We start from the raw sequence: 21,769 nt of genomic DNA, 5'->3' as shown, positions 1-21,769 counted from the left end.
GGTTTCGGGTTGAACTGGGTTGACCTGCTCGTGCTGGGCCTTGCCGCGATCGCCGCGCTGTCCGGGGCCAGGCAAGGCATGGTCGTCGCGCTGCCTGCGTTCGTCGGCGTGCTCGTCGGCCTGATCCTCGGTACGCAGATCGCTCCGCTGCTGGTGTCCCAGTTCGAGAACGTCGTCACCAAGGTCGTGTTCGCGGTCGGCGTCGTGGTGCTGCTCGTGGCGCTCGGCGAGACGATCGGCGTGTACATCGGCCGGACGATCAAGGCTCGGGTCAACGCGTCGCCGTTGCGCGGCGCGGACAACGCGCTGGGCGCGATCGTGCAGGGCTTCGTCGTCTTCATCGTCGCGTGGATGATCGCTCTCCCGCTGACCTCGGTCGTCGGCCTGCCGGACCTCACCTCGTCGCTCAAGCAGTCGGTGATCCTCGGCAAGGTCGACCAGACCATGCCCCAGGCCGCCCGCGTGCTGTCCGGCGACCTGCAGAAGCTCTTCGACGTCTCGGGCTTCCCGCAGGCGATGGACCCGTTCAACCGCACGCCGCTCAAGGACGTCGAGCCGCCGAACAGCCAGCTCGCGGACTCCCCGGTCGCGAAACGGCTTCAGGCGAGCGTGCTCAAGGTCCGCGGTCGTGCGCCGTCGTGCTCCCGTGCGCTGGAAGGCACCGGATTCGTCATCGCGCCCGAGCGGGTCATGACGAACGCGCACGTCGTCGCCGGCACGAACGAGGTGACGGTCGAGGTCGGCCGCGGCCAGTTCGACGCGACGGTCGTCTCCTACGACCCGCGCACGGACATCGCCGTGCTCGCGGTACCGGACCTGGAGGCCACGCCGCTGCAGTTCCGTTCGGACGAGGTGCAGCCGGGCGAGGACGGCATCGTGCTCGGCTACCCGCTCGACGGCCCGTACAAGTCCTCGCCGGCACGGGTGCGCGAGCGGATTCCGCTGCTGCGCGGCCCGGACATCTACGACGCCCAGACGGTCACGCGAGACGTCTACACGGTTCGCGCCGAGGTCAGGTCCGGCAACTCGGGTGGCCCGCTGGTCGACCCGAACGGCCGGGTGATGGGCGTGGTGTTCGGTGCCGCGGTCGACGACCCGGAGACGGGCTTCGTGCTCACGGCCCAGCAGGTGCAGTCGATGGTGCAGAAGGCGCCGACCCTGACCAAGAGGGCGTCTACGCAGGGGTGTGCCTCGTAGCGATGCCGTCGAGCACGTAGCTCAGGCCGGTGTCGAACCACGACGCGGCGTTCGTGTGTTCGGCGTCGTACATGACCCTGGCGAGCCTCGGGAACTTCCCGGTGGCCAGCATCCGCTGCATGTAGGGGCCCGAGGCGGCTTGCCACTGCTCCTCGGTCATGCCGCTGGCCTGCTCGTCGCGGGCCTCGGTGATCTCGTTGCGGACGGCGCCGTGGACGAACGCCATCACCGTGCTGACCGCGCCGAGCACGTCGTCGATGGTGGGGAACTCGGGCCTGTCGTCGAGGGTGGCCAGTGACGCCTCGATGTGCGCCAGCGAGTTCGGGCCCCGGTGCGGGCGGCCGCCGAGCAGGTCGATGAACCACGGGTGCCGCTTCGCCGCCGCTCGCATGCCGTGGGCGATCCGCGTCAGGGCCGTGCGCCACTCGGTGCCCGGCTCCGGCAGCGCGATCTCGCCGTAGACCTCGTCGACCATGAGGTCGAGCAGTTCGTCCTTGGTCTCGATGTAGCCGTACAGGCGCATGGGACCGGCGTTCAGCGCGGCGGCGACCTTGCGCAACGACACCTCGTCGAGCCCGCCCTCGTCGGCGAGCCTGATCGCGGCCTCCACGATCAGGTCCCTGCTCAACGGGGTCGGTGACGGCTTGCTGGGCGGCTCTGGGCGGTCCCACACGAGTTCGTTCGACATCGGACTGGACGATACACCGTCTATCTGCGATACAGTGTATCGAGTGATACGGCGTATCGGGAGGATGCGATGAAGACTTCGGTGCTGGTCGTAGGTGGGGGACTGGCGGGGACGTCGGCCGCGCTGTTCCTGGCGTGGCGCGGGGTGGACGTGACGCTGGTGGAGAAGCATCCGGGCAGCTCACCGCACCCGCGGGCGGTCGGTTTCAACGCTCGGGTGGGCGAGTTGCTGCGCGCGGTCGGCCTGGAGGGCGAGCTGCCGGTGAGCAGGATGACCAAGGGTTTCGGCGTCCGGCGGGTCCGGGCCGAGAGCCTGATCGGGAAGAAGTACGACGAGACCTTCTGGACGCCACCGGCCGAGCTCTCCGACATCGAGTACTCGCCGTCCAAGGGCGTCGGGGTGGCCCAGGACAAGATGGAGCCGCTCCTGCGCGACAAGGCCCGCGAGCTGGGCGCGGACATCCGGATGAGCACGCGGATGCTGGAGTTCTCGCAGGACGACGAAGGTGTCACCGCGATCGTGCAGGGCGACGGCGAGCCGTACGAGATCCGCGCCGACTACCTGGTCGCGGCCGACGGTCACCGCAGCCCGGTCCGCGAGCGGCTCGGCATCACGCGCACCGGCCGCGGCTTCATGCACACGTCCCGCAGCGTGCTGTTCCGCGCGCCGCTGCAGGAGTACCTGAAGGACGGCATCGGCCAGTTCGTCATCGACGGCGTCGGCTTCCTGACCACCTACGGCGACGGCCGCTGGGTGCTGATGCTCGACGACCGCGAGTACACCGAGCCCGAACTGCGGCAGAAGATCGTCCAGGCCATCGGCCGCGACGACCTGGAGATCGAGATCATCACGACGGGCCGCTGGACGATCAGCGCGGGGGTGGCCGACCGGTTCAGCGACGGCCGGATCTTCCTGGCTGGGGACGCCGCGCACACGTTGCCGCCGAGCCGCGGCGGGTTCGGGGCGAACGTCGGCATCGAGGACGCGCACAACCTCGCCTGGAAGCTCGCGGCAGTGATCAACGGCGAGTCACGACCGTCCCTGCTGGACACCTACGACGCGGAACGGCGCCCGGTCGCGACCCTCTGCCACCAGCAGATCTTCGCGCGCAACGACGGCCACAACCGCGACGGCGAGCCGGAGGACGCGCCCTTGATCGACAACAACGCGATGCACTACGGCGTTCTCTACCGCTCGGACGCGGTGCTCGGCGCGGGCCCTGAACTCCCGCCGGCCCAGCTCCCCGAGCAGTGGAACGGCCAGCCGGGCACCAGGGCCCCGCACGTGTGGATCGAGCCGGGCAAGTCCACCTTGGACCTGTTCCAGCGCCGCTGGGTGCTCGTCGCCGACCACCCGCAGTGGGAGGAAGCGGCTCAGCGAAGCGGCGTCCGGTACGAACGGATCGAGCGGCTGGACGTGTTCGGATTGTCCGCGAAGGGCGCGTCGCTGGTCCGGCCGGACGGCTACGTCGCCTGGCGCTCGACGGACCTGCCGGACGATCCGACCGGCACCCTGAAGAACGCGTTCAGCTCGTCTTCTGCAGGAACTCGGTGATCAACCTGCTCGTGGTGTGGGACGCCTCCTGGTTCGGGAAGTGCCCCACCTCGGGCAGGCTCCGGAACTCCGACCCGGCGCCGAGCCACGGCCGCGAGTCGAGCGCTGAGGCCTCCGGCGCGATCGGGTCCAGCGCGCCGTGGATCTGCAGCACCGGCACCTGGATCGGCTTGTCGACGGCCTCGGCGAACCGGCGGCCGTCGCTGCGCAGCTGCGAGCGCACCGCCCAGCGGTAGTACTCCAGCGCGCTGTGGGCGACGCCCGGAATCGTCATCGCCTGCCGGCAGCGGCGGATGACCTCGTCGAACTCGGGCGCCGTCCGCCACTTCGGCCCGGTCCACGCGGACAGCAGCTTGGCGACCTGCAGGCCGTTCTCGCCGGTGAGCCAGCGTTCCGGGTGGATCGGCAGCTGGAAGCGCAGCACGTGGGAGTTCGTCCGGGGATGGCGGCGGAACGCCCGGCGCGTCACCAGAGGGTGCGGTGCGGACAGCACGGAGATCGACGAAACCACACGCGGATGCATCGCGCCGACCGTCCACGCCGTGGCGCCGCCCCACGCGTGACCCACCAGGTGTGCGCGTGGGGCGCCGAGCGCCTTGATCAGGCCCGCGATGTCACCCGCGAGTGTGAATCCGTCGTAGCCGCGCGGGGGTTTGTCCGAGTCGCCGTAGCCGCGCAGGTCGACCGCCACCGCGCGATAGCCGGCTTCGGCCAGTGCGGTCAGCTGGTGCCGCCACGACCACCAGAACTCGGGGAACCCGTGCAGGAGCAGCACGAGAGGTCCCTCGCCGAGTTCGGCGACGTGCAGGCGGATGCCGTTGGCCGAGACGTCGCGGTGCGTCCACGGACCCGCGACCCGCACGACGGACGGGTCGGGTTTGCGGCTCAGTTGTCGTCGCCCCTGCGCGTCAGGGCCGCGACCGTGTCCTTCGCGGCCGCGATCGACTTCTCCGGCGCCCTGATCTTCTTGACCTTGCGGTAGCCGAGGAAGGCGAAGGCGACGGCGCTGAGCAGCATCACGCCGAACACGAGGCCGAAGCCGGCCCAGTAGCCCCAGCCGAACCACTCGGCGAAGCCGAACCCGAGGGCCATGAACAGGAAGAACAGGCTGAAGCACAGGATCGTCAGCGCGACGATGAAGAAGACGCTGCCCTTCACGCCCTTCTTGATCTCGGCCGTGATCTCGCCCTTCGCGAGCTCGACCTCTGCTCTGACCAAGGTCGACACGTGGGCGGTCGCATCACGGACGAGACCGCCGAGCGACGCCTCGGCCGTCGGGTCGTCTGCGGTCAGCGGAATCGACGCGATGTGTTCCCTGGTGGTCACTCGGACATGGTGCCATGCGCCCGGCTCCGGCGAATGAGCAACACCGCGGCGAGCAGCGACGCGATCATCGAGGCGAGCAACACAGCCGCCTTCGCGGTCTCCGCCTGATCCAGTGAGAGTTCCGCGATCAGCAGGCTGACGGTGAACCCGACGCCGCCCAGCGTCGCCACCGCCACGATGTCGCGCGGCCCCGCCCCGGACGGCCACACCGCCGCCTTGAACCACACGGCGAGCGCCGAAGCCCCCACGATCCCGACCACCTTGCCGACGACCAGCCCCACCATCACGCCGATCGCGATCTTGTCGTCGAAGAGCTTCCCCAACGCCTCGGCACCCACTGGCACACCCGCCGCGAACAGCGCGAACACCGGCACGGCCACCCCGGCCGACCAAGGCTGCAGCCGGTGCTCCAGCCGCACGGCCGGCGCCTCCTGCTCGTACGGGTCGCGCCGCACCCGCGTCAGCAACGCCAGTGCGACACCCGCGATCGTGGCGTGGACGCCCGACTCGTGCATGAACCACCAGGTGGCGAGCGCGATCGGCACGTAGATCCAGGCGCTGGTGATCCTCTTGTGCTGGAGGAACCAGTACAGCGCCAGCAGCAGCACGACCGCACCCGCCGCGAGCAGGTTGAACTTCGCCGTGAACAGGATCGCGATCACGACGATCGCGCCCAGGTCGTCCACCACGGCCAGGCTGAGGAGGAACACCCGCAGACTCGACGGCAGCCCCGACGCCGTCAGCGCCAGCACGCCGAGCGCGAACGCGATGTCCGTCGCGACCGGGATCGCCCAGGCCTTCTCGATCCCCGGCTGCCCCCAGCCGATCCCGAGCGCGACCAGCGCGGGCACGATCATCCCGCCGATCGCCGCGATGATCGGCAGGATCGCGGCCTTGAAGTTCGACAGCTCACCGACGACGAGCTCGCGCTTCAGTTCGAGCCCGGCGACGAAGAAGAAGACCGCGAGCAGCCCGTCCTTGGCCCAGTCGCCGACGCTCAACGGCCCGAGGTGCAGATCCCTCAGCCCGAAGTACGCGGGGGAAAGAGGCGAGTTGGCCCACAGCAGTGCCACGGCCGTGGCGCCGAGCAGCACCATGCCACCGACGGTCTCGGTGCGGAGGTAACGGGCGAAGTCAGCGATCTTGCCGGACACAGGGCTCCCAGGGCGGTCGACAGGTACACGAATACTCGTGCCGACCAGACTTCCCGGCTCACCTAGATGCGATCTTAACGCCAACGGGCGCCCTCGAGTGAGGGCGCCCGTCACGTTTGCCGCGGAAATCAGTCCTCGGCCTTGCCCGACTGCAGACCCGCCGAGATCAGGTCCATGACCGACGAGTCGGCCAGCGTCGTCACGTCGCCGACCGCGCGGTTCTCGGCGACGTCGCGCAGCAGGCGGCGCATGATCTTGCCCGAGCGCGTCTTCGGCAGCTCCGGCACGACCATGATCTGGCGCGGCTTCGCGATCGGGCCGATCTCCTTGGCCACGTGGTCGCGCAGCGCCTTGATCGCGTCCGCGCCGCCGGCGTCCGCACCCGCGCCACCGCGCAGGATCACGAACGCCACGATGCCCTGGCCGGTCGTGTCGTCGGACGCGCCGACGACGGCGGCCTCGGCCACGGTCGGGTGCGACACGAGCGCCGACTCGACCTCGGTGGTCGAGATGCGGTGACCGGACACGTTCATCACGTCGTCGACGCGGCCGAGCAGCCAGATGTCGCCGTCGGCGTCGTACTTCGCGCCGTCACCGGCGAAGTAGAAGCCCTGCTCTTTGAAACGCGACCAGTAGGTGTCGCGGTAGCGCTCCTCGTCGCCCCAGATGCCGCGCAGCATCGACGGCCACGGCTCGTCCAGCACCAGGTAGCCACCGCCACCGGCCGGGACCTCGACGCCCTCGTCGTTGACGACCTTCGCGCCGATGCCGGGCAGCGGGCGCTGCGCCGAACCGGGCTTCGTCGAGATGACGCCGGGAAGCGGCGAGATCATGATCGCGCCGGTCTCGGTCTGCCACCACGTGTCCACGATGGGGGCCTTGCCGCCGCCGACGTTCTCGCGGTACCAGATCCACGCCTCGGGGTTGATCGGCTCGCCGACCGAACCCAGCACGCGCAACGAGCTGAGGTCGAACTTGGCCGGGATGTCCGCGCCCCACTTCATGAAGGTGCGGATCAGCGTCGGCGCCGTGTAGTAGATCGAGACGCCGTACTTCTGCACGATCTCCCAGTGGCGGCCCTCGTGCGGGGTGTTCGGCGTGCCTTCGTAGACGACCTGTGTCACGCGGTTCGACAGCGGGCCGTAGACGATGTAGCTGTGGCCGGTGACCCAGCCGATGTCCGCGGTGCACCAGTACACGTCGGTGTCCGGCTTGAGGTCGAACACGTTGTGGTGCGTGTACGACGCCTGCGTCAGGTATCCGCCGGACGTGTGCAGGATGCCCTTCGGCTTACCCGTGGTGCCCGAGGTGTAGAGGATGAAGAGCGGGTGCTCCGCGTCGAACGCCTCGGGGGTGTGCTGGTCGGACTGCGAGTCCACCAGCTCGTGCCACCACACGTCCTTGTCGGTCCACGCGACCTCGGTGTCGGTGCGCTTGACGACGATGACCTTCTCCACGGACGGCGCGTCGGCGACGGCCTCGTCCACGGCGGGCTTGAGCGGAGCCGGGGTGCCGCGGCGGTACTGGCCGTCGGTCGTGATCACGAGCCGGCACGCGGAGTCCTGGATGCGGGTGCGCAGCGCCTCGGCGGAGAAGCCGCCGAACACGACGTTGTGCAACGCGCCGACGCGAGCGCACGCGAGCATCGCGAAGATCGCCTCGGGGACCATCGGCATGTAGATCGCGACGCGGTCCTCCGCACCGATTCCCAGCGACGTCAACGCGTTCGCGGCCTTGGAGACCTCGCGCTGCAGTTCGGCGTAGGTGATGGCGCGGGAGTCGCCCGGTTCGCCCTCCCAGTGGATGGCGACCTGGTCACCGTGGCCGGACTCGACGTGGCGGTCGACGCAGTTGTAGGCCACGTTGAGCTTGCCGCCCACGAACCACTTGGCGAACGGCGCGTCCGACCAGTCGAGCACCTGGTCCCACTTGGTGTCCCAGTGCAGCCGTTCCGCCTGCTTCGCCCAGAACGCCTCGCGGTCGGCCTTCGCCTCCTCGTACAGCTCGGGCTGTGCGTTCGCCTGTGCCGCGAACTCGTCGGAAGGCGGGAACGTCCTGCTCTCCGTGAGCAGGTTGTCCAGAGCGTTGCCCTGGCCTGGCGACTGCGTCATGGTGCGAGACCTCCTGGAATGTCCAGACCGGTTGGGGATGCGGGTACTGACCGTAGTGCGAGCCAGCTCACTTCCAACAGGCTCCTCCCCAGAAAGGTTCAGACCAATCTTGGGAGGTCGGTTACACGGCTGTCATTGTGTAACCCGTTTTGTCTGGTCCGGGCACGTGTGGCGCGTTGAACGGGCGCAGTTGCGCGCTCAGCGGTCCGGTCAGTGAGCTGGGTCACGCGTTTCACCTGGTCAGGTACTCTGCGCCACCGTGACCGATCCTCTCGCTCCGCTGCTTTCCTTGCCCGGTGTGGCTGACGCCGCGAACGCCGCCAAGGACGCCGTCTTCCAGGTGCACCGCCATCGGGTGAACCTGCGTGGCTGGGCCACGACGGCGGCGGAGGCGTCCGTCCGTGCGGCCCGTGCGTCGGCGGCGCTGGAGGGCGGGCCGACCGAGATCCCGGAGTCCGGCGAGGTCTCGGATCCGGTGCTGGCCGGGTCCTTGCGGATCGCCGAGGCGCTGGGCGGGCTCGTCGGCACCTGGCAGCGCGCGCCGTTGCAGGCCCTCGCGCGGTTGCACGTTCTCGCCGCCGCGGACCTCTCCGCCGAAGTCGGCCGGCCGCGCGTCTCCGCGGACGTCTCGCAGCGGCTCGACATGCTCGGCACGCTGGTCACCGGCGGAACGTCCGTGCCGGCGCCGATCGTCGTCGCCGTCGTGCACGGCGAACTGCTCGGGCTGGCGCCGTTCGACGTCGCCAACGGCGTGATCGCCCGTGCCGCGGCTCGGATGACGTCGATCTCCACCGGCCTCGATCCCAAGGGCCTCGGCGTGCCCGAGGTTGCGTGCCTGCGGCGGTCGTCCGAGTACGAGGCCGCTTCCGTGGCGTTCGCGTCGGGGTCCCTGGAGGGCCTGACCCAGTGGATCCTGTTCGTGTGCTCGTCGCTGGAGGCGGGCGCCCGCGAGGCCAAGAGCATCGCGGACGCCGCGCTCACCGGGTGATCTCGGCGAGGGTTTCCGCGGCCTTGATCGCGTCCTCGTCGGTGACGTAGAGCGGGGCGAAACCGAACCGCAGGACGTCCGGCGGCCGGTGGTCGCCGATGACTCCGCGCGCGATCAGTTCGTCCATGACGTTCCTGGCGTCGGGGCAGCGGACCGAGATCTGGTTGCCTCGCTGGTCGGGCGTGATCACTTCGAGGTTCGTGAGCTTCTCGACGTGCTCGCGGAACAACGCGGTCAGCGCCAGGCCGCGCTGCCGCAGTTCAGCCAGGTCGACGTCGTCCCAGACGTCCAGTGCGGCGTCGAGCGCGAGCATCGACAGGATGTCCGGCGTGCCGACCCGTGCCCTGGCGATACCGGCGTCCGGTTCGTAGGACGGCTTCATGCCGAACGGTTCGCGGTGGCCGTTCCAGCCCGACAACGGGTTCTCGAACGTCGCCTGCCGGTGCTTCGGCACGTAGATGAACGCGGGCGAGCCCGGCCCGCCGTTGAGGAACTTGTAGGTGCAGCCGATCGCGAAGTCGACCTGGAGCGCGTCCAGTTCGATCGGCAGCACGCCCGCGCTGTGGCAGAGGTCCCAGACCACCTGTGCGCCAACGGCATGCGCCTGCTCGGTGAGCGCCTTCATGTCGTGCAGCGCGCCCGTGCGGTAGTCGACCTGGTTGAGCAACACGACGGCGGTGTCCTCGGTCAGGTCCAAAGAGGACGGATGCGCGGCGCGGATCTTCAGGCCGGTCAGCGAGGCCACCGACTGCGCGATGTAGCCGTCGGTGGGGAACGTCGACTCGTCGCACACGATCTCGGTGCGTTCGGTGCCCTTCACCGCGCCCATCAACGCCTTGTAGACGTTGACCGACGTCGAGTCGCCGACCACGACCTGTCCGGGAGCGGCTCCGATCAGCCGGCCGACGCGGTCACCGACCCGTTGCGGCGCCTCCCACCAGCCTTCGCTCCACGACCGGATCAGCCGCGTGCCCCACTGGTGCTTCACGACCTCCTGCATGCGCTCGGCGACGTGCTTCGGCGGTGCGCCGAGGGAGTTGCCGTCGAGGTAGATGACGCCTTCGGGGATGTCGAACAGCTCGCGCCTCACACGTAGCTCCTCGCGGTCCACAACTCGGGGAACACCGCTCGTTGGGTGCGCTTCTCCAGCCATGCGACACCAGCGGAGCCGCCCGTGCCCACCTTGGAGCCCATCGAACGCCGGGTCGCGAGCAGGTGGTCGTAGCGCCAGCGCGCGAACTCCTCGGCGATGTCGGTCAGCGCCTCGCCCAGCTCCAGCAGGTCGCGGTCGTTGCCGCGGTAGATCGCCGCCCACACCTGCTCGACCTCGGCCGACGGCTCGTAGGCCTTGGTCAGGTCGCGGTCCAGCACGGTCTGGGGAACGTCGAAACCCTTGCGCTTCAACGCCGCCAGCACGTCGTCGTAGAGCGACGGCAGGGCCAGCGACTTCTCCAGCTGCTCGTGCATCGCGGGAACGGCCCGGTGCGGCACGAGCATCGACGCGGACTTCTCGCCGAGCAGGAACTCCATCTCGCGGTACATGCCCGACTGGAAGCCGGACCCCTCGCCGAGCGCGTCGCGGAACGAGTTGAACTCGGTCGGCGTCATCCGCGCGATCGGCCGCCAGGCCGCGGAGAGCGCCTGGAGGTGCAGGTCGGACCGCCGGAGCGTGCGCACGGCCGCCCGCACGTCGTCGGCGCGAAGCTCGGTCTGGGCCTGCCTCCACTCGAAGCAGAGCAGGCCGAAGTACAGCTCCATCACCTGCGTGATGACCAGGAACGACATCTCGCGGGGATCTTTGGACCACTGCTGTTGAAGGGTGTGCAACACCGACGCGTGCACGTAGTCCTCGTACGGCGTGGTGCCGCCGAAATCCAGCTTGGGGGACACGGGGCAGCTCATGGGTCAATCGTTGCCGGAACAGCCCGTCACCTGAATGGACGATGAAAGGCGTTCGAGCCGAACTTCTTCTGATTGCAAAACAGATCGCCGAGTAGCTTTGCGTTCATGTTGGATGACGTCGACAAGGCCCTGTTGGAGGCGCTCCAAGAGGATGCGCGCCTGTCCTACAACGAGCTCGCGCGCCGAGTCCACGTCTCGCCGCCGACGGTCGCGCAACGGGTCCGCCGGCTGGAGAACATGGGCGCGATCACCGGCTATCGCGCCGTGGTCGACCCCACCGTCGTCGGACGTCCAGTCGTCGCGTTGGTGCGCATGAAGTGCTACGGCCCGCGGTGCATCACGGTGCACCCGCAGTTGCTCGACGACTGCCCGGAGGTGGTCGAGGTCGTGCGGCTGACCGGCGACATCTGCTCGGTCGTGAAGGTCGTGACGACGTCGATCCTGGAGCTGGAACGGCTGCTGGTGCGGCTCGCGAGTCACGGGGAGACGTCGAGCGCGATGGTGCTGTCGACGCCGATCCCGTGGCGTCCGGTGTTGCCCGGATAACATGCATCTAAGACTCCAATTAAGCTAGCCTCGGTCGCGTGAGGCTGACCAAGAGCACCGACATCGCGCTGCGGATCGTGATGCGACTGGCCGTCGTCGACGACTCCGCCAACCCGACCACGCGGGAAGTCGCCGATGTCATGGGCGTGCAGTACACCCACGCCGCCAAGGTCGTGGCCCAGCTCCAGCACCTCGGCGTGGTCGAGGCGCGGCGTGGCCGGGGAGGCGGGCTGACGCTCACCGCCGCGGGCCGAAATAGCTCGATCGGACGCCTCATGCGCGACCTGGAGGGCGTCGGTGACGTCGTAGACTGCGAGGGCGAGCTGCCTTGCCCGCTCAGCTCCGCCTGCCGGTTGCGGCACGCGTTGCGCGAGGCTCAGGAAGCCTTCTACGCCTCACTAGATCCGTTGTCCGTCGGGGACCTCGTCGCTCAACCCACCGGCCCGGTTCTGCTCAGCCTGGGGCAGAAGTGAGGAGCTCGTCGATGCTGTCCCCGAAGTCCGCCGAACTGGTCGAGGCCACGCTGCCCGCGGTCGGCGCCGCCATCGGAGAGATCAGCCGGCTGTTCTACGACCGCCTGTTCGCCGAGCACCCGATCCTGCTTCGGATCATGTTCAACCGCGGCAACCAGGCCAACGGCACGCAGGCCCAGGCGCTGGCCGGGTCGATCGCGGTCTTCGCGACCGGACTGCTCGCCGGGCAGCAGCCGGAGGCGATGTTGCGCCGCATCGCGCACAAGCACGTCTCGATCGGCGTCACCTCCGGCCAGTACGCGGTCGTGCACGAGCACCTGCTCGGTGCCGTCGCCGAGGTCCTGGACGTCACGCCGGACATCGCGGCCGCCTGGAGCGAGGTCTACTGGCTGATGGCCGACACGCTGATCTCCCTGGAGCGGTTCCTGCCCAGGGGTCAGCAGGAGTACCGGGTGATCGCGCGGTTCCAGGAGACCGACGAGGTGGCGACGTTCGTGGTCAGGCCGGTCAGCGGGCCGGTGCCCCCGAGCAAGCCGGGCCAGTACGTGTCGGTGCACCTCCCGCTGCCCGACGGCGCCCGGCAGATCCGCCAGTACAGCCTCTCCGGACGGACCGACGACGCGCTGCAGTTCTCGGTGAAGCGGGACGGCGAGGTGTCGAACCGCCTGCACGACTTCGCGCCGGTGGGCAGCACGCTGAAGCTCAGCCAGCCCTGCGGGGACGTGACGCTCGAACCCGGTGACGGCCCGGTGCTGCTCGCGTCGGCGGGAATCGGCTGCACGCCGATGATCTCGATGCTGGCCGAACTGGCCGCCACGGACTCACCGCGGCAGGTGGTCGCGGTGCACGGTGACCGGGACCAGCTCTCGCACCCGTTCCGCGCCGAGCTCGCCCAGCTCGTGGCCAAGCTGAAAGACGCGCGGGCGCACGTCTTCTACGAGCGGCCGATCGGGGAGTGGCCTGCCGAACGGACCGGGCTGGTCGATCTCGGCGGGGTCGAGATCCCGGCGAACACGACCGCGTACCTGTGCGGGCCGGTGCCGTTCCTGCGCGCGGTGCGGGCCCAGTTGCTCGCAGCGGGCGTCACCGACATCCACTACGAGGTGTTCGGGCCGGACGTCGTGTCAGCCGGCTAGCCGGTCCAGAGCGTTGCGGACGTGGCCTTTCGTGTCCTCCAGGGCAGCGGCCGCACTTTCGGTCGGTGCGCCGGAGAGCAGGTGCACCAACGCCACCTTGAGGTCGCCGGACGCGTCCGCCAGCGCCTGTTCGCACGCCGTCTCCGGCTGGCCGGTGGCCTCGTGCAGGATCCGGATCGTCCGGCCGCGCAGCTTCGCGTTGGTGGCGCGCATGCTGACCATCAGGTTCGAGTAGGTGCGACCGAGCTTGATCATCACCGCGCTGGAGAACGAGGTCAGGACCAGCTTCTGGGCCGATCCCGCCTTCATCCGCGTGGAGCCGGCGATGGCCTCGGGACCGGTGTTCAGCGTGACGAGGACGTCCGGGGTGAACGGCACCGACGCGTTGTTCGACACCAGCACCGTGTGGGCCCCAAGCGCTTGAGCCTCTTGCAGGGCACCGATCACGAACGGCGTGCGCCCGGACGCCGTCACGCCCACGACCAGGTCTTTTCCGGTGGCGTGGCGGCGGATCTGGGCTGCTCCGGAGTGGTCCTCGACCTCTTCGACGGCACGGACGAGGGCTTCCGGACCGCCGGCGTGGTGGGCGACGAACCAGTCGGCGGGGACGTTGAACGTGGGCACCAGCTCAGCGGCGTCCAGCGTGGCCAGCCGGCCGGACGTGCCCGCGCCCACGTAGTGCACGCGGCCGCCGGACATGATCGCCGTGACGCCGAGGTCGACCGCGCGGGCCAGGTCCGGCAGCGCCTCCGCGACCGCCGCCGGGACCGTGCGGTCCTCGTCGTTGATCATGCGCAGCACGTCGATCGTGGGCACCCGGTCGATGTCCGTGGTGCGCGGGTTCCGTTGCTCGGTCGGAGATTCCACGCGCACCACCACACCGTTCCGGGGGGAGATCATTTAGACGTCTCCCGAGGCCGTCGCCTGCCGTCTGGTCTGGCGCCGAGCCGGTGGCCGGACACCGCTTCGTAGGTCGCCTCCAGCGCCGTCTTCGCCGAATCGACGTGGTGCTGGGCGACGCCGATGAACAGGCAGTCGATCACCGTGAGCTGCGCGATGCGGCTCGCCATCGCGCCGGAGCGGAACGTGGTCTCGCGCGCGGCCGTGGTCAGCACGTGGTCGGCGACCTCGGTGATCGGCGAGCGCGGGAAGTTCGTCAGCGCGACGGTGGTGGCGCCGGTCTCGCGGGCGACGCGGAGGGCCTCGACGGTCTCCGAGGTCGAGCCGGTGTGCGAGATGCCCACGGCGACGTCGGCGGCGGTCAGCACGGCGGCCGACGTCAGCGCGATGTGCGTGTCGTTCCACGCGAAGCAGGTGAGGCCTATGCGGTGCAGCTTCTGCTGCATGTCGAACGCGACGAACGCCGAAGCGCCGAAGCCGTACACGTCGACACGACGGGCGCCCGCGACCGCCTGGACGACCTTGTCGAGCGACTCGATGTCGAGCTGCTCCGCGGTCTCCTCGACGGCGCGGGCGTCGGCGAACGCGACCTTGCCGACGACCTGCTTCAGGTCGTCGCCCGGTCCGATGTCGCCACCCATGTCGTGGTTGGCCCTGGCCTGGCTGCGGGCGGTGTCGGCGGCCAGCGCGATGCGCAGCTCCGGATATCCACCCACGCCGATGGCCTTGCAGAACCGCGTCACCGTCGTCTCACTCGTGCCCGCCTGCTCGGCGACCTCGGTGATGCTGCGGTGCGCGACAGTTCCGGGGTTCTCCAGGACCACCTTCGCGACGCGCTGTTCAGCGCGCGCGAGACCCGGCAGCAACGACCGGATCTTCACCAGTGGACTGGACTCGGCACTGCTTTCAGTGGACACGTGGGAAACTTACTAACCGCCACTGCGACGGTCAACGGAGTGTGTCCGAAAGTCACTCTCTCGGCAGGTCCTAGTGGACGTCGGGCACCTTTCGGGTGGAGACCGCGATCCTGTTCCACGAGTTGATGGTGAAGATCAGCGCGATGAGCTGCGCCAGTTCCTCCTCGCCGAAGTGCTTCGCGGCGCGCTCGTAGACCTCGTCGCTGACGTACTCGTGGCTGCTCAGGACCGTGATGGCCTCGGTCAGCTGCAGTGCGGCCTGCTCCTTCTCGGTGTAGAGGTCACCGGCTTCCTGCCACGCGTTGAGCAGGTAGATGCGGGCCTCGGTCTCACCGCCCTTGCGGGCGTCGACCGTGTGCATGTTGAGGCAGTAGGCGCAGTGGTTGAGCTGGGAGGCGCGGATGCGGACGAGCTCCGCGAGTTGCTCGTCGAGCCCCTCGCGAGCGGCGGCGTCGAGGGCGATCATGGCGCGGTAGACCTTCGGCGCCTTCTTGGCGAGGTCGATGCGGTTCGTCATGGGTAGAAACCTATGACGCTGATTGGCCCTGGGCATGGTGCAATCTGATCGTGGAATCGTGGGCCAATCTTGACTTCCACCTGGACCTGTCCGGTCCGGGCGGACTGCGGCACCGGTTGACGGCGTCGCTTCGGGAAGCGGTCCGGTCGGCGCGCCTGCCTCCCGGGACTCGCCTGCCGGCTTCGCGGTCACTCGCTGCTGATCTCGGGATAGCGCGGAACACCGTCGCCGAGGCGTACGCGGAGCTGGTGGCGGAGGGCTGGCTGACCGCGCGCCAGGGATCGGGAACCGTTGTCGCGCAACGGGTCGCGCCACCGCCCCCGGTGAAGCGGCCGGTCGCCGACGCGGAGGTGCGATTCGACCTGACGGTGTCCACGCCCGACGTCACCGAGTTCCCGCGCGCCGAGTGGATCCGGTCGACCCGCCGGGCGTTGACGGCGGCGCCCTCGGCGGCGTTCGGGCCGGGGGACCCGCAGGGGCGCATCGAGCTGCGGACGGCACTGGCCGAGTACCTGGCGCGGGCCCGTGGGGTGCGGGCCGATCCCGAACGGATCGTGGTGTGCTCGGGGTTCGGCGGCGCCGTGCAGATGTTCAACCGGCTGCTGAAACCGCCGATCGTCGTCGAGGAGTACGGGCTGGATTTCCACCGTTCGCTGTGGAAGTCGACAGTGCCGTTGGCGGTGGACGACCACGGCGCGAACACCGAGCAGTTGCCCGACGACCGGCGTGCGTGTGTGTTGACGCCGGCGCATCAGTTCCCGTTGGGCGGTCCCTTGCACCCACGACGGCGCGCATCGGCCGTGGAGTGGGCACGGCGCGTGGACGGCCTTGTGCTGGAAGACGATTACGACGGCGAGTTCCGCTACGACCGGCAGCCGGTCGGGGCCGTGCAAGGGCTGGATCCGGAGCACGTCGTGTACCTGGGCACGTCCAGCAAGGCGTTGTCACCGGCGTTGCGGATCGCCTGGATGGTGCTGCCGGACCGGTTCGTGGACCCGATCCTGGCCCTGAAGACCGACCGTGAGCAGCACATCAGCATGCTCGACCAGCTGATCCTGGCCGATTTCCTGGAATGCGGCGCCTACGACAGCCATGTGCGGCGGATGCGGCTCAAGTACCAACGGCGGCGTGACCGGCTGGTGGAGGCCGTCTCGCCGTACGCGTCGGTGTCGGGCATTGCGGCGGGAATGCACGCCGTGCTCGACACACCGCATGAAGAGGCGATCGTGCAGACCGCGCGGGAACGGGGGATCGAGGTCAGCCCTCTCTCGTGGTTCCGGCACGAGCTGAGCGACGACGATCGGACGGGAATCGTGGTGAGCTTTGGAGCGCCCGCGTTTCCACGGGCGCTCCCGCTGTTCACCGAGGTGCTAGCGGCGTGCCACTGACCAGCCTTCGGCCGTGACGTCGCCACGGGTGTGCACGTAGACGCCGCGGCCGTTGTACAGGCCCGCCTTGGTGTAGACGAACCTGGTCTTCACGGATTCCGTTGGCACCCAACGGCGTCCGGTCGTCGTGATGGTGCGCGCGTCCTGCCAGTCCGTGCCGTTCCAGTGCTGGATCGTCAGCTTGTCGCCCTTGTCGACGTCCACGAAGACCTCGACCGGACGTTCCGCGGTGAGGGTGCCGCCGGAAGTCGTTGCGCGCCACTGCTTTCCGTGCGACTGGACCGCGAGCGCGTTGGCCAGGCCGTCGGCGACGGCCCTCCGCGCCGGGTTCACGCTGCCCCAGTCACGGCTCGGGTGCACGCGGTTGGTCAGCAGGATCGCGATCGACCGCGAGGCCTTGTCGATCACGAAGGACGTGCCGGTGTAGCCGGTGTGGCCCGCCGTTCCCTGACCGCTCAGCCCGCCCATGTACCAGCGCTGGTCGAGCTCGAAGCCGAGGCCGTGGGCGTTGTCGGGGAACTGCTGGTTGAAGTTCGTCAGCATCAGCTCGACGGAGTGCTCGGTCAGGATGCGGCGGCCGTTGTACGTGCCGCCGTTGAGGATCGTCTGGCCGAGGACGGCGAGGTCTCTGGCCGTGCCGAAGACACCGGCGTGGCCCGCTACTCCTCCGAGGGACCACGCGTTCTCGTCGTGCACCTCGCCGCGGACGATGCCGCGTGGTGGTGCGGATTGGAACTCCGTCGCGGCCGTTCGATCCTTGGCCTTCGGGTTGTAGCTCGTGTCCTTCATGGTGAGCGGCTTGGTGATGCCGTCGCTGACGGCCTGGTCAAGACGTTTCCCGCTCACCTTGAAGACCAGCTCGCCGAGCGTGATCAGGTTCAGGTCCGAGTAGACGTATGTGGTGCCGGGAGTGGACTTCGGCTTCACGTCCATCACGGCCTTGATGCGCGACGGGATGTCCGGGTACTTCTGCCACAACGGGATGAACGGCTCAAGCCCGCTCGTGTGTGTGAGGAGCTGCTTGACGGTGATGTTCTCTTTGCCGTTCACGCCGAACTCGGGCAGGTAGGTGGCGACCTTCTCGTCGATGCTCACCCGGCCCTGCTCGACCTGCTGGATCACCGCGATCGAGGTGAAGAGCTTGGAGATGGAGGCGAAGTCGAAGATCGTGTCCTTGCGCATCGGGACGCGTTCTTCTTCCGGCAGCTGGGTTTGCTGGTCCTTGTACAGAACCGCGTAGCCCGTGCGGTCGTGCGTGACGATCTTGCCGTCGTGCACGTACATCGTGACGGCGCCGGCGAACAGCGGTTTGCCGTTGGCCTGGGGTTTCTGGAAGTCGCGGAGCTGGCGCAGGGCCGCGTTGATCGGCTCGGGGGCGAGGTTCGCCCAGTACGGGTTCGACTCGCGCAGCGTCGTCCAGTGGTTCGCGAAGCCGTCCTGGGGTTGGTCGAAGTGGCCGGGAAGAGCCGTCGTCACGAGTGCGACGGCCAGTGCAGGGATGAGCATGGCGTCCTCACCGGTAGCGCATGTAGGGCAGGCGGGTGCGGCGGAACTGCTGCAGCTCCTGCTGCCACGCTCCGGTGATCTCGTCCAGGGGAGCCTGGGCGTCGATCATCCTGCGAAGCCGGTCGGAGCCGCTGAGCTTGTCGATCCAGTTGTCGGGACGCCACGCGAACACGCCGGGGTACAACGACTTCGCGGTGATCAGCATCGCGACGGCGGCCTTGATGGCGTCGAACTGGGCCGGGTCGGTGACGTGCAGGGTGACACCGCCGCAGGCCTTGCCCTGGAACTTGTTGAACGTCGGCGAGAAGTAGGTCTCGCGGAACCTGATCCCCTTGAGGTTCAGGGCGTTCAGCGCCTCGGCCCAGCGCCAGTCGATGCCGGGCGCGCCGACCGTTTCGAACGGGCGGGTCGTGCCGCGGCCCTCGGACAGCACCGTGCCCTCGAACAGGCACGTGCCGGGGTAGACCAGCGCGGTGTCCTGGGTGGGCATGTTCGGGCTCGGCGGGACCCACGGCAGGCCGGTGTCGAGCTGGTTGCGCCGCCAGTTCCTGACGTTGACCACTTCGAGTTTCGTGGTCAGGTCGAACTCGCCCTTGAAGAGGCGGGCGAGTTCGCCGACTGTCATGCCGTGCTGCTGGACGATCGGCTTCAGGCCCACGAAGGTCGCGTAGGCCGGGTCGAGCTGCGGGCCGTTCGCGGCGCCACCGATCGGGTTCGGCCGGTCGAGGACGATGAAGTCCAGGCCCTTGGCCGCTTCCATCGCCTGGTACAGCGACCAGATGTAGGTGTAGAAGCGCGCGCCCACGTCCGCGATGTCGAACACGACCGTGTCGATGCCCGCCTTCGTGAACATCGCCTGGATCTTCGCGGGGGTGGCCTGGTACGTGTCGTACACCGGGATTCCGGTGCGCGGGTCCGCGTAGTCGCCTTCGGAGCCGCCTGCCTGGGCCGTGCCGCGGAAGCCGTGTTCGGGGCCGAACACGGCGGTCGGCTTGGCGCCGTGGGCGACCATCGAGTCGACGACGTGGGTCTGGTCCTTGAGGATGCCCGTCGGGTTCGTGAGCACGCCGACCTTGCGACCCTTGAGCTTGCGCCAGCCGTCGCTCGCGAGTTGTTCGGAGGCGGTGGCGAGCTTCGGGGACGCGGTGGCGGTCGCTGTGCTGAGGAGGGGGACGGACAGGGCGCCTGCCGCGAGGAAGCTCCGCCTTCTCACCAGGTCACCCCGTGTCCGAACGGGTAGGGGGTCGGGCCCGGCACGTCGACCGGGAGCTTGCCCTGCGGCTTGGCCTCGCCGAGCAGGATCCTGGCCAGCGCCTCCATCGAGACCGTCGTGGTCGAGTAGGTGGCGAGCCACGTCTTCGCGTTGCTGTGGGCAACGTCGTACGGGTTGCCGGTGGCGGCCGCGATGACCGGTTTGCCGGTGGCGACGAGCTGGTTGATCAGGTCGACCTGGGCGGGCCTGGTGCTCGCGTTGTTGGTCAGCACGACGATCTTGTCCGCGTTGGCCGCCGCCGCGAGCGCCTGCTGGATCTGCGCGGGCGTCGGGCTCGTCGCGGTGACGACCTTGGTGCCCTTGAGCCGCGTTGCCAGGGCCGCCGCGGGGGCGTCGCTGGTGCCGACGACCAGGGGAGCGGTGGCGTTCAGGGGGATCGCCTGGGCGTCGTTGCGGACGGCCGTGATCGTGCGGTCGGCGATGGCCTGGGCGCTCTGCGCGTTGGAGCCGACGATCTGGTCGACCTTGTTCTCGTCGACCTCGGCGGTGAGCATGACACCGCGCAGGAGCTTCATCTTCAGGATGCGCAGGACGCTCTGGTCGATGCGCTGCTCGGTGATCTCACCGCTGCGGACGGCCTTGATGACGCTGTCGATCGCGAGGCCGAGGTTCGGCGGCATCAGCAGCTGGTCGACGCCCGCCTTGATGGCCAGCACCGGGATCTCGGCGTCGGAGTGGAGCTTGCGGACGCCCGCCATCTCCAGCGAGTCGGTGATGACGACGCCGTCGTACTTCAGCTCGTCGCGCAGCAGACCCGTGATGATCTTCGGGCTGAGCGTCGCCGGGTCGCCGGACGGGTCGATCTGCGGCACCTGGATGTGCGCGGTCATGATCGAGTCGATCTTGGCGGCGATGGCGGCCTTGAACGGCGGCGCGTCGATCTGGCGCCACTGGTCGAGGCTGCGGTTCGAGACCGGCAGGGCGGTGTGGCTGTCCTCGGACGTGTCGCCGTGGCCGGGGAAGTGCTTGGCGGTCGAGGTGACCGAGCTCAGGTCGAACCAGCGGCGGCCCTCGTAGCCCTGGACCTGCGCGCTGACCATGTCCGCCGCGAGTTTCGGGTCGCTGCTGAAGCTCCGCACGCCGATGATCGGGTTCGCCGGGTTGGAGTTCACGTCGGCGTCCGGGGCGAAGTTCTGATTGATGCCCATCGCGCGGAGCTCTTGGCCGGTGATGCGCGCGGCCTCTTCCGCGTCCTTCGTGCTGCGGCCGGCGCCGAGGGCCATGTTGCCCGGCAACTGGGTGGCCGGCGGGCCGATGCGCGTGACGAGACCCATCTCCTGGTCGGTGGAGATGAGCAGAGGGATGCGGCTGGCCTTCTGCAGGCCGTTGGAGAGCTGCGCGATCTGCTTGGGGGTGTCGATGTTGTCGCGGCTCGAGTTGTTGAAGTAGATGACGCCGCCGGGCTGGTACTTGCGCACCATGTCCGCGGCCGTCGCCACTCCGAAGTCCGTCTGGTTCTTGGGGTGCGGGACGTCGGCGGCCTGGCCGTTGACGTACGTGACGAAGAGCTGGCCGACCTTCTGTTCCAGCGACATCCCGCGCAGTGTGGTCACGGAGGCGTCCGCTCTCGCCACCGGCGTGAGGGCGACCATGGCTGTGACCAGCGTCAACGCGGCGAACTTCCGCACTTGTCCGTGCCTCCCGGTGATGTTCCCACAGGTAACTGGCGTATTTCGCAAGTTACTCACGACTGCGTGGTGGGTCAACGGGCGCACATTCTGCCGTCCGACGGCAAAAGTTGGCCTAACAAGCAGACGGGGCACCCCCGGAAGGGTGCCCCGTCTTCAGCGCGGGCTTGCGAGTTACCAAGCGTGCAACTCCAGTCGTACAACCCTGGCCTCGGCGTCCGGCGTCCCGGTACGCAGGCCCTAGACGACAAGCCTCCCGCGGCGTGCTGCGCGTGGGTACTCGAAGTCCGCGCACGGAGCTTGGCCGGGGTGGATCCTGACTTCTCTTCGTCTGGTCCCTGGCCGACCCGAGGTCCGCACCACCCATTTAAGTGCGTGGGCCCGGTCACAGCAAGGGCTCGGACGGGTGCACCGTTCAAGCCACGTTCAGTAGTGAAAGTACTGGCGTTTCTGGATTTGTGAGCGTGTGTTCGCGTTCGGGTACCGCCGCCAGGGCGTTGCCGTGCACTCACGCGGGCACCACGTGCGCGGCGCGTTGCCGCTACTCGCCGGTACCGGTCACCTT

The 21,769-nt window shown here is 68.8% G+C and carries 20 protein-coding genes; 7 read left to right on the top strand and 13 right to left on the bottom strand.

Features of this window, described 5'->3' with window-relative positions; translation table 11 throughout:
• Window positions 1-9: 9 nt before the first annotated feature.
• On the top strand, window positions 10-1,197 hold the full coding sequence (locus SK854_RS16950) for a MarP family serine protease (RefSeq protein ID WP_319976054.1): 1,188 nt from the start codon (window positions 10-12) through the stop codon (window positions 1,195-1,197).
• On the opposite strand, the gene SK854_RS16945 is transcribed toward SK854_RS16950, so the two are convergent.
• A complete protein-coding gene (locus tag SK854_RS16945; RefSeq protein WP_319976053.1) occupies window positions 1,175-1,885 on the bottom strand; it encodes a TetR/AcrR family transcriptional regulator in 711 nt (236 codons plus the stop codon). The two genes, SK854_RS16950 and SK854_RS16945, sit on opposite strands and share 23 nt — an antisense overlap.
• Window positions 1,886-1,954: 69 nt before the next feature.
• On the opposite strand from SK854_RS16945, the gene SK854_RS16940 reads away from it, so the two are divergent.
• The gene (locus SK854_RS16940) at window positions 1,955-3,439 is read left to right on the top strand and encodes an FAD-dependent oxidoreductase (protein WP_319976052.1); all 1,485 of its coding nucleotides are present in this window, start codon (window positions 1,955-1,957) and stop codon (window positions 3,437-3,439) included.
• Here the strand turns inward: SK854_RS16940 and SK854_RS16935 are convergent.
• The 4 genes from SK854_RS16935 to acs all read right to left on the bottom strand — a co-directional run bounded on the left by SK854_RS16935 (window position 3,411) and on the right by acs (window position 8,030).
• The gene (locus SK854_RS16935) at window positions 3,411-4,328 is read right to left on the bottom strand and encodes an alpha/beta fold hydrolase (RefSeq protein ID WP_319976125.1); all 918 of its coding nucleotides are present in this window, start codon (window positions 4,326-4,328) and stop codon (window positions 3,411-3,413) included. The two genes, SK854_RS16940 and SK854_RS16935, sit on opposite strands and share 29 nt — an antisense overlap.
• Window positions 4,325-4,765, bottom strand: a complete 441-nt coding sequence (locus SK854_RS16930; RefSeq protein ID WP_218164493.1) for a phage holin family protein — start codon at window positions 4,763-4,765, stop codon at window positions 4,325-4,327. Before SK854_RS16930 ends, SK854_RS16935 begins: the two co-directional genes overlap by 4 nt.
• Entirely contained in the window at window positions 4,762-5,919 is a 1,158-nt protein-coding gene (gene nhaA / locus SK854_RS16925; RefSeq protein WP_319976051.1) for a Na+/H+ antiporter NhaA, read from the bottom strand. Before nhaA ends, SK854_RS16930 begins: the two co-directional genes overlap by 4 nt.
• A 128-nt stretch (window positions 5,920-6,047) precedes the next feature.
• Entirely contained in the window at window positions 6,048-8,030 is a 1,983-nt protein-coding gene (gene acs, locus SK854_RS16920; protein WP_319976050.1) for an acetate--CoA ligase, read from the bottom strand.
• A 259-nt stretch (window positions 8,031-8,289) separates the two neighbouring features.
• Here acs and SK854_RS16915 point away from each other — a divergent pair, with 259 nt between their 5' ends.
• Window positions 8,290-9,018, top strand: coding sequence for an oxidoreductase (locus SK854_RS16915; protein ID WP_319976049.1), 729 nt, complete (start codon window positions 8,290-8,292; stop codon window positions 9,016-9,018).
• Here SK854_RS16915 and kynU read toward each other — a convergent pair.
• Window positions 9,008-10,108, bottom strand: coding sequence for a kynureninase (kynU, locus tag SK854_RS16910; protein ID WP_319976048.1), 1,101 nt, complete (start codon window positions 10,106-10,108; stop codon window positions 9,008-9,010). The genes SK854_RS16915 and kynU overlap by 11 nt on opposite strands.
• A complete protein-coding gene (locus SK854_RS16905) occupies window positions 10,105-10,920 on the bottom strand; it encodes a tryptophan 2,3-dioxygenase (protein ID WP_319976047.1) in 816 nt (271 codons plus the stop codon). The genes kynU and SK854_RS16905 overlap by 4 nt, the downstream gene beginning before the upstream one ends.
• Window positions 10,921-11,025: 105 nt before the next feature.
• Between SK854_RS16905 and SK854_RS16900 the strand changes: the two genes are divergently transcribed.
• From SK854_RS16900 to SK854_RS16890, 3 genes are read left to right on the top strand one after another with little or no spacing between them, the layout of a single operon-like run.
• A complete protein-coding gene (locus tag SK854_RS16900; RefSeq protein ID WP_319976046.1) occupies window positions 11,026-11,466 on the top strand; it encodes an Lrp/AsnC family transcriptional regulator in 441 nt (146 codons plus the stop codon).
• A gap of 38 nt (window positions 11,467-11,504) precedes the next feature.
• Window positions 11,505-11,939 carry an RrF2 family transcriptional regulator gene (locus tag SK854_RS16895; protein WP_319976045.1) on the top strand — a complete coding sequence of 145 codons (435 nt, stop codon included), beginning with the start codon at window positions 11,505-11,507 and terminating at the stop codon, window positions 11,937-11,939.
• A gap of 11 nt (window positions 11,940-11,950) precedes the next feature.
• The gene (locus tag SK854_RS16890) at window positions 11,951-13,075 is read left to right on the top strand and encodes a globin domain-containing protein (protein WP_319976044.1); all 1,125 of its coding nucleotides are present in this window, start codon (window positions 11,951-11,953) and stop codon (window positions 13,073-13,075) included.
• On the opposite strand, the gene SK854_RS16885 is transcribed toward SK854_RS16890, so the two are convergent.
• From SK854_RS16885 to SK854_RS16875, 3 genes are all read right to left on the bottom strand, one after another.
• Window positions 13,064-13,975 carry an N-acetylmuramic acid 6-phosphate etherase gene (locus tag SK854_RS16885; RefSeq protein WP_319976043.1) on the bottom strand — a complete coding sequence of 304 codons (912 nt, stop codon included), beginning with the start codon at window positions 13,973-13,975 and terminating at the stop codon, window positions 13,064-13,066. The genes SK854_RS16890 and SK854_RS16885 overlap by 12 nt on opposite strands.
• Window positions 13,972-14,892: a MurR/RpiR family transcriptional regulator gene (locus SK854_RS16880; RefSeq protein ID WP_319976042.1), complete on the bottom strand. Its 921-nt coding sequence runs from the start codon at window positions 14,890-14,892 to the stop codon at window positions 13,972-13,974. Before SK854_RS16880 ends, SK854_RS16885 begins: the two co-directional genes overlap by 4 nt.
• A gap of 70 nt (window positions 14,893-14,962) precedes the next feature.
• Window positions 14,963-15,409 carry a carboxymuconolactone decarboxylase family protein gene (locus tag SK854_RS16875; RefSeq protein WP_319976041.1) on the bottom strand — a complete coding sequence of 149 codons (447 nt, stop codon included), beginning with the start codon at window positions 15,407-15,409 and terminating at the stop codon, window positions 14,963-14,965.
• Window positions 15,410-15,459: 50 nt separating this feature from the next.
• Here SK854_RS16875 and pdxR point away from each other — a divergent pair, with 50 nt between their 5' ends.
• Window positions 15,460-16,797, top strand: coding sequence for a MocR-like pyridoxine biosynthesis transcription factor PdxR (gene pdxR, locus SK854_RS16870; protein WP_319976040.1), 1,338 nt, complete (start codon window positions 15,460-15,462; stop codon window positions 16,795-16,797).
• Here the strand turns inward: pdxR and SK854_RS16865 are convergent.
• From SK854_RS16865 to SK854_RS16855, 3 genes are read right to left on the bottom strand one after another with little or no spacing between them, the layout of a single operon-like run.
• Window positions 16,780-18,303 (bottom strand): serine hydrolase domain-containing protein, encoded by a 1,524-nt coding sequence (locus SK854_RS16865; RefSeq protein ID WP_319976039.1) that lies wholly within the window; start codon window positions 18,301-18,303, stop codon window positions 16,780-16,782. The two genes, pdxR and SK854_RS16865, sit on opposite strands and share 18 nt — an antisense overlap.
• Before the next feature lie 7 nt (window positions 18,304-18,310).
• Window positions 18,311-19,516 (bottom strand): exo-beta-N-acetylmuramidase NamZ family protein, encoded by a 1,206-nt coding sequence (locus SK854_RS16860; protein WP_319976038.1) that lies wholly within the window; start codon window positions 19,514-19,516, stop codon window positions 18,311-18,313.
• On the bottom strand, window positions 19,513-21,168 hold the full coding sequence (locus tag SK854_RS16855) for a glycoside hydrolase family 3 protein (RefSeq protein WP_319976124.1): 1,656 nt from the start codon (window positions 21,166-21,168) through the stop codon (window positions 19,513-19,515). The genes SK854_RS16860 and SK854_RS16855 overlap by 4 nt, the downstream gene beginning before the upstream one ends.
• Between the last annotated feature and the right edge of the window lie 601 nt (window positions 21,169-21,769).

The organism is Lentzea sokolovensis (genome assembly GCF_033949975.1).
GTDB lineage: Bacteria > Actinomycetota > Actinomycetes > Mycobacteriales > Pseudonocardiaceae > Lentzea > Lentzea sokolovensis.
This window is presented reverse-complemented; position numbering and strand designations above follow the sequence as displayed.

Coding starts and splice junctions, on each gene's coding strand:
- SK854_RS16945 (WP_319976053.1), bottom strand. CDS start 1,885: ATGTCGAACGAACTCGTGTGGGACCGCCCAGAGCCGCCCAGCAAGCCG.
- SK854_RS16940 (WP_319976052.1), top strand. CDS start 1,955: ATGAAGACTTCGGTGCTGGTCGTAGGTGGGGGACTGGCGGGGACGTCG.
- acs (WP_319976050.1), bottom strand. CDS start 8,030: ATGACGCAGTCGCCAGGCCAGGGCAACGCTCTGGACAACCTGCTCACG.
- SK854_RS16905 (WP_319976047.1), bottom strand. CDS start 10,920: ATGAGCTGCCCCGTGTCCCCCAAGCTGGATTTCGGCGGCACCACGCCG.
- SK854_RS16900 (WP_319976046.1), top strand. CDS start 11,026: ATGTTGGATGACGTCGACAAGGCCCTGTTGGAGGCGCTCCAAGAGGAT.
- SK854_RS16890 (WP_319976044.1), top strand. CDS start 11,951: ATGCTGTCCCCGAAGTCCGCCGAACTGGTCGAGGCCACGCTGCCCGCG.
- SK854_RS16885 (WP_319976043.1), bottom strand. CDS start 13,975: ATGATCTCCCCCCGGAACGGTGTGGTGGTGCGCGTGGAATCTCCGACC.
- SK854_RS16875 (WP_319976041.1), bottom strand. CDS start 15,409: ATGACGAACCGCATCGACCTCGCCAAGAAGGCGCCGAAGGTCTACCGC.
- SK854_RS16865 (WP_319976039.1), bottom strand. CDS start 18,303: ATGCTCATCCCTGCACTGGCCGTCGCACTCGTGACGACGGCTCTTCCC.
- SK854_RS16855 (WP_319976124.1), bottom strand. CDS start 21,168: ATGGTCGCCCTCACGCCGGTGGCGAGAGCGGACGCCTCCGTGACCACA.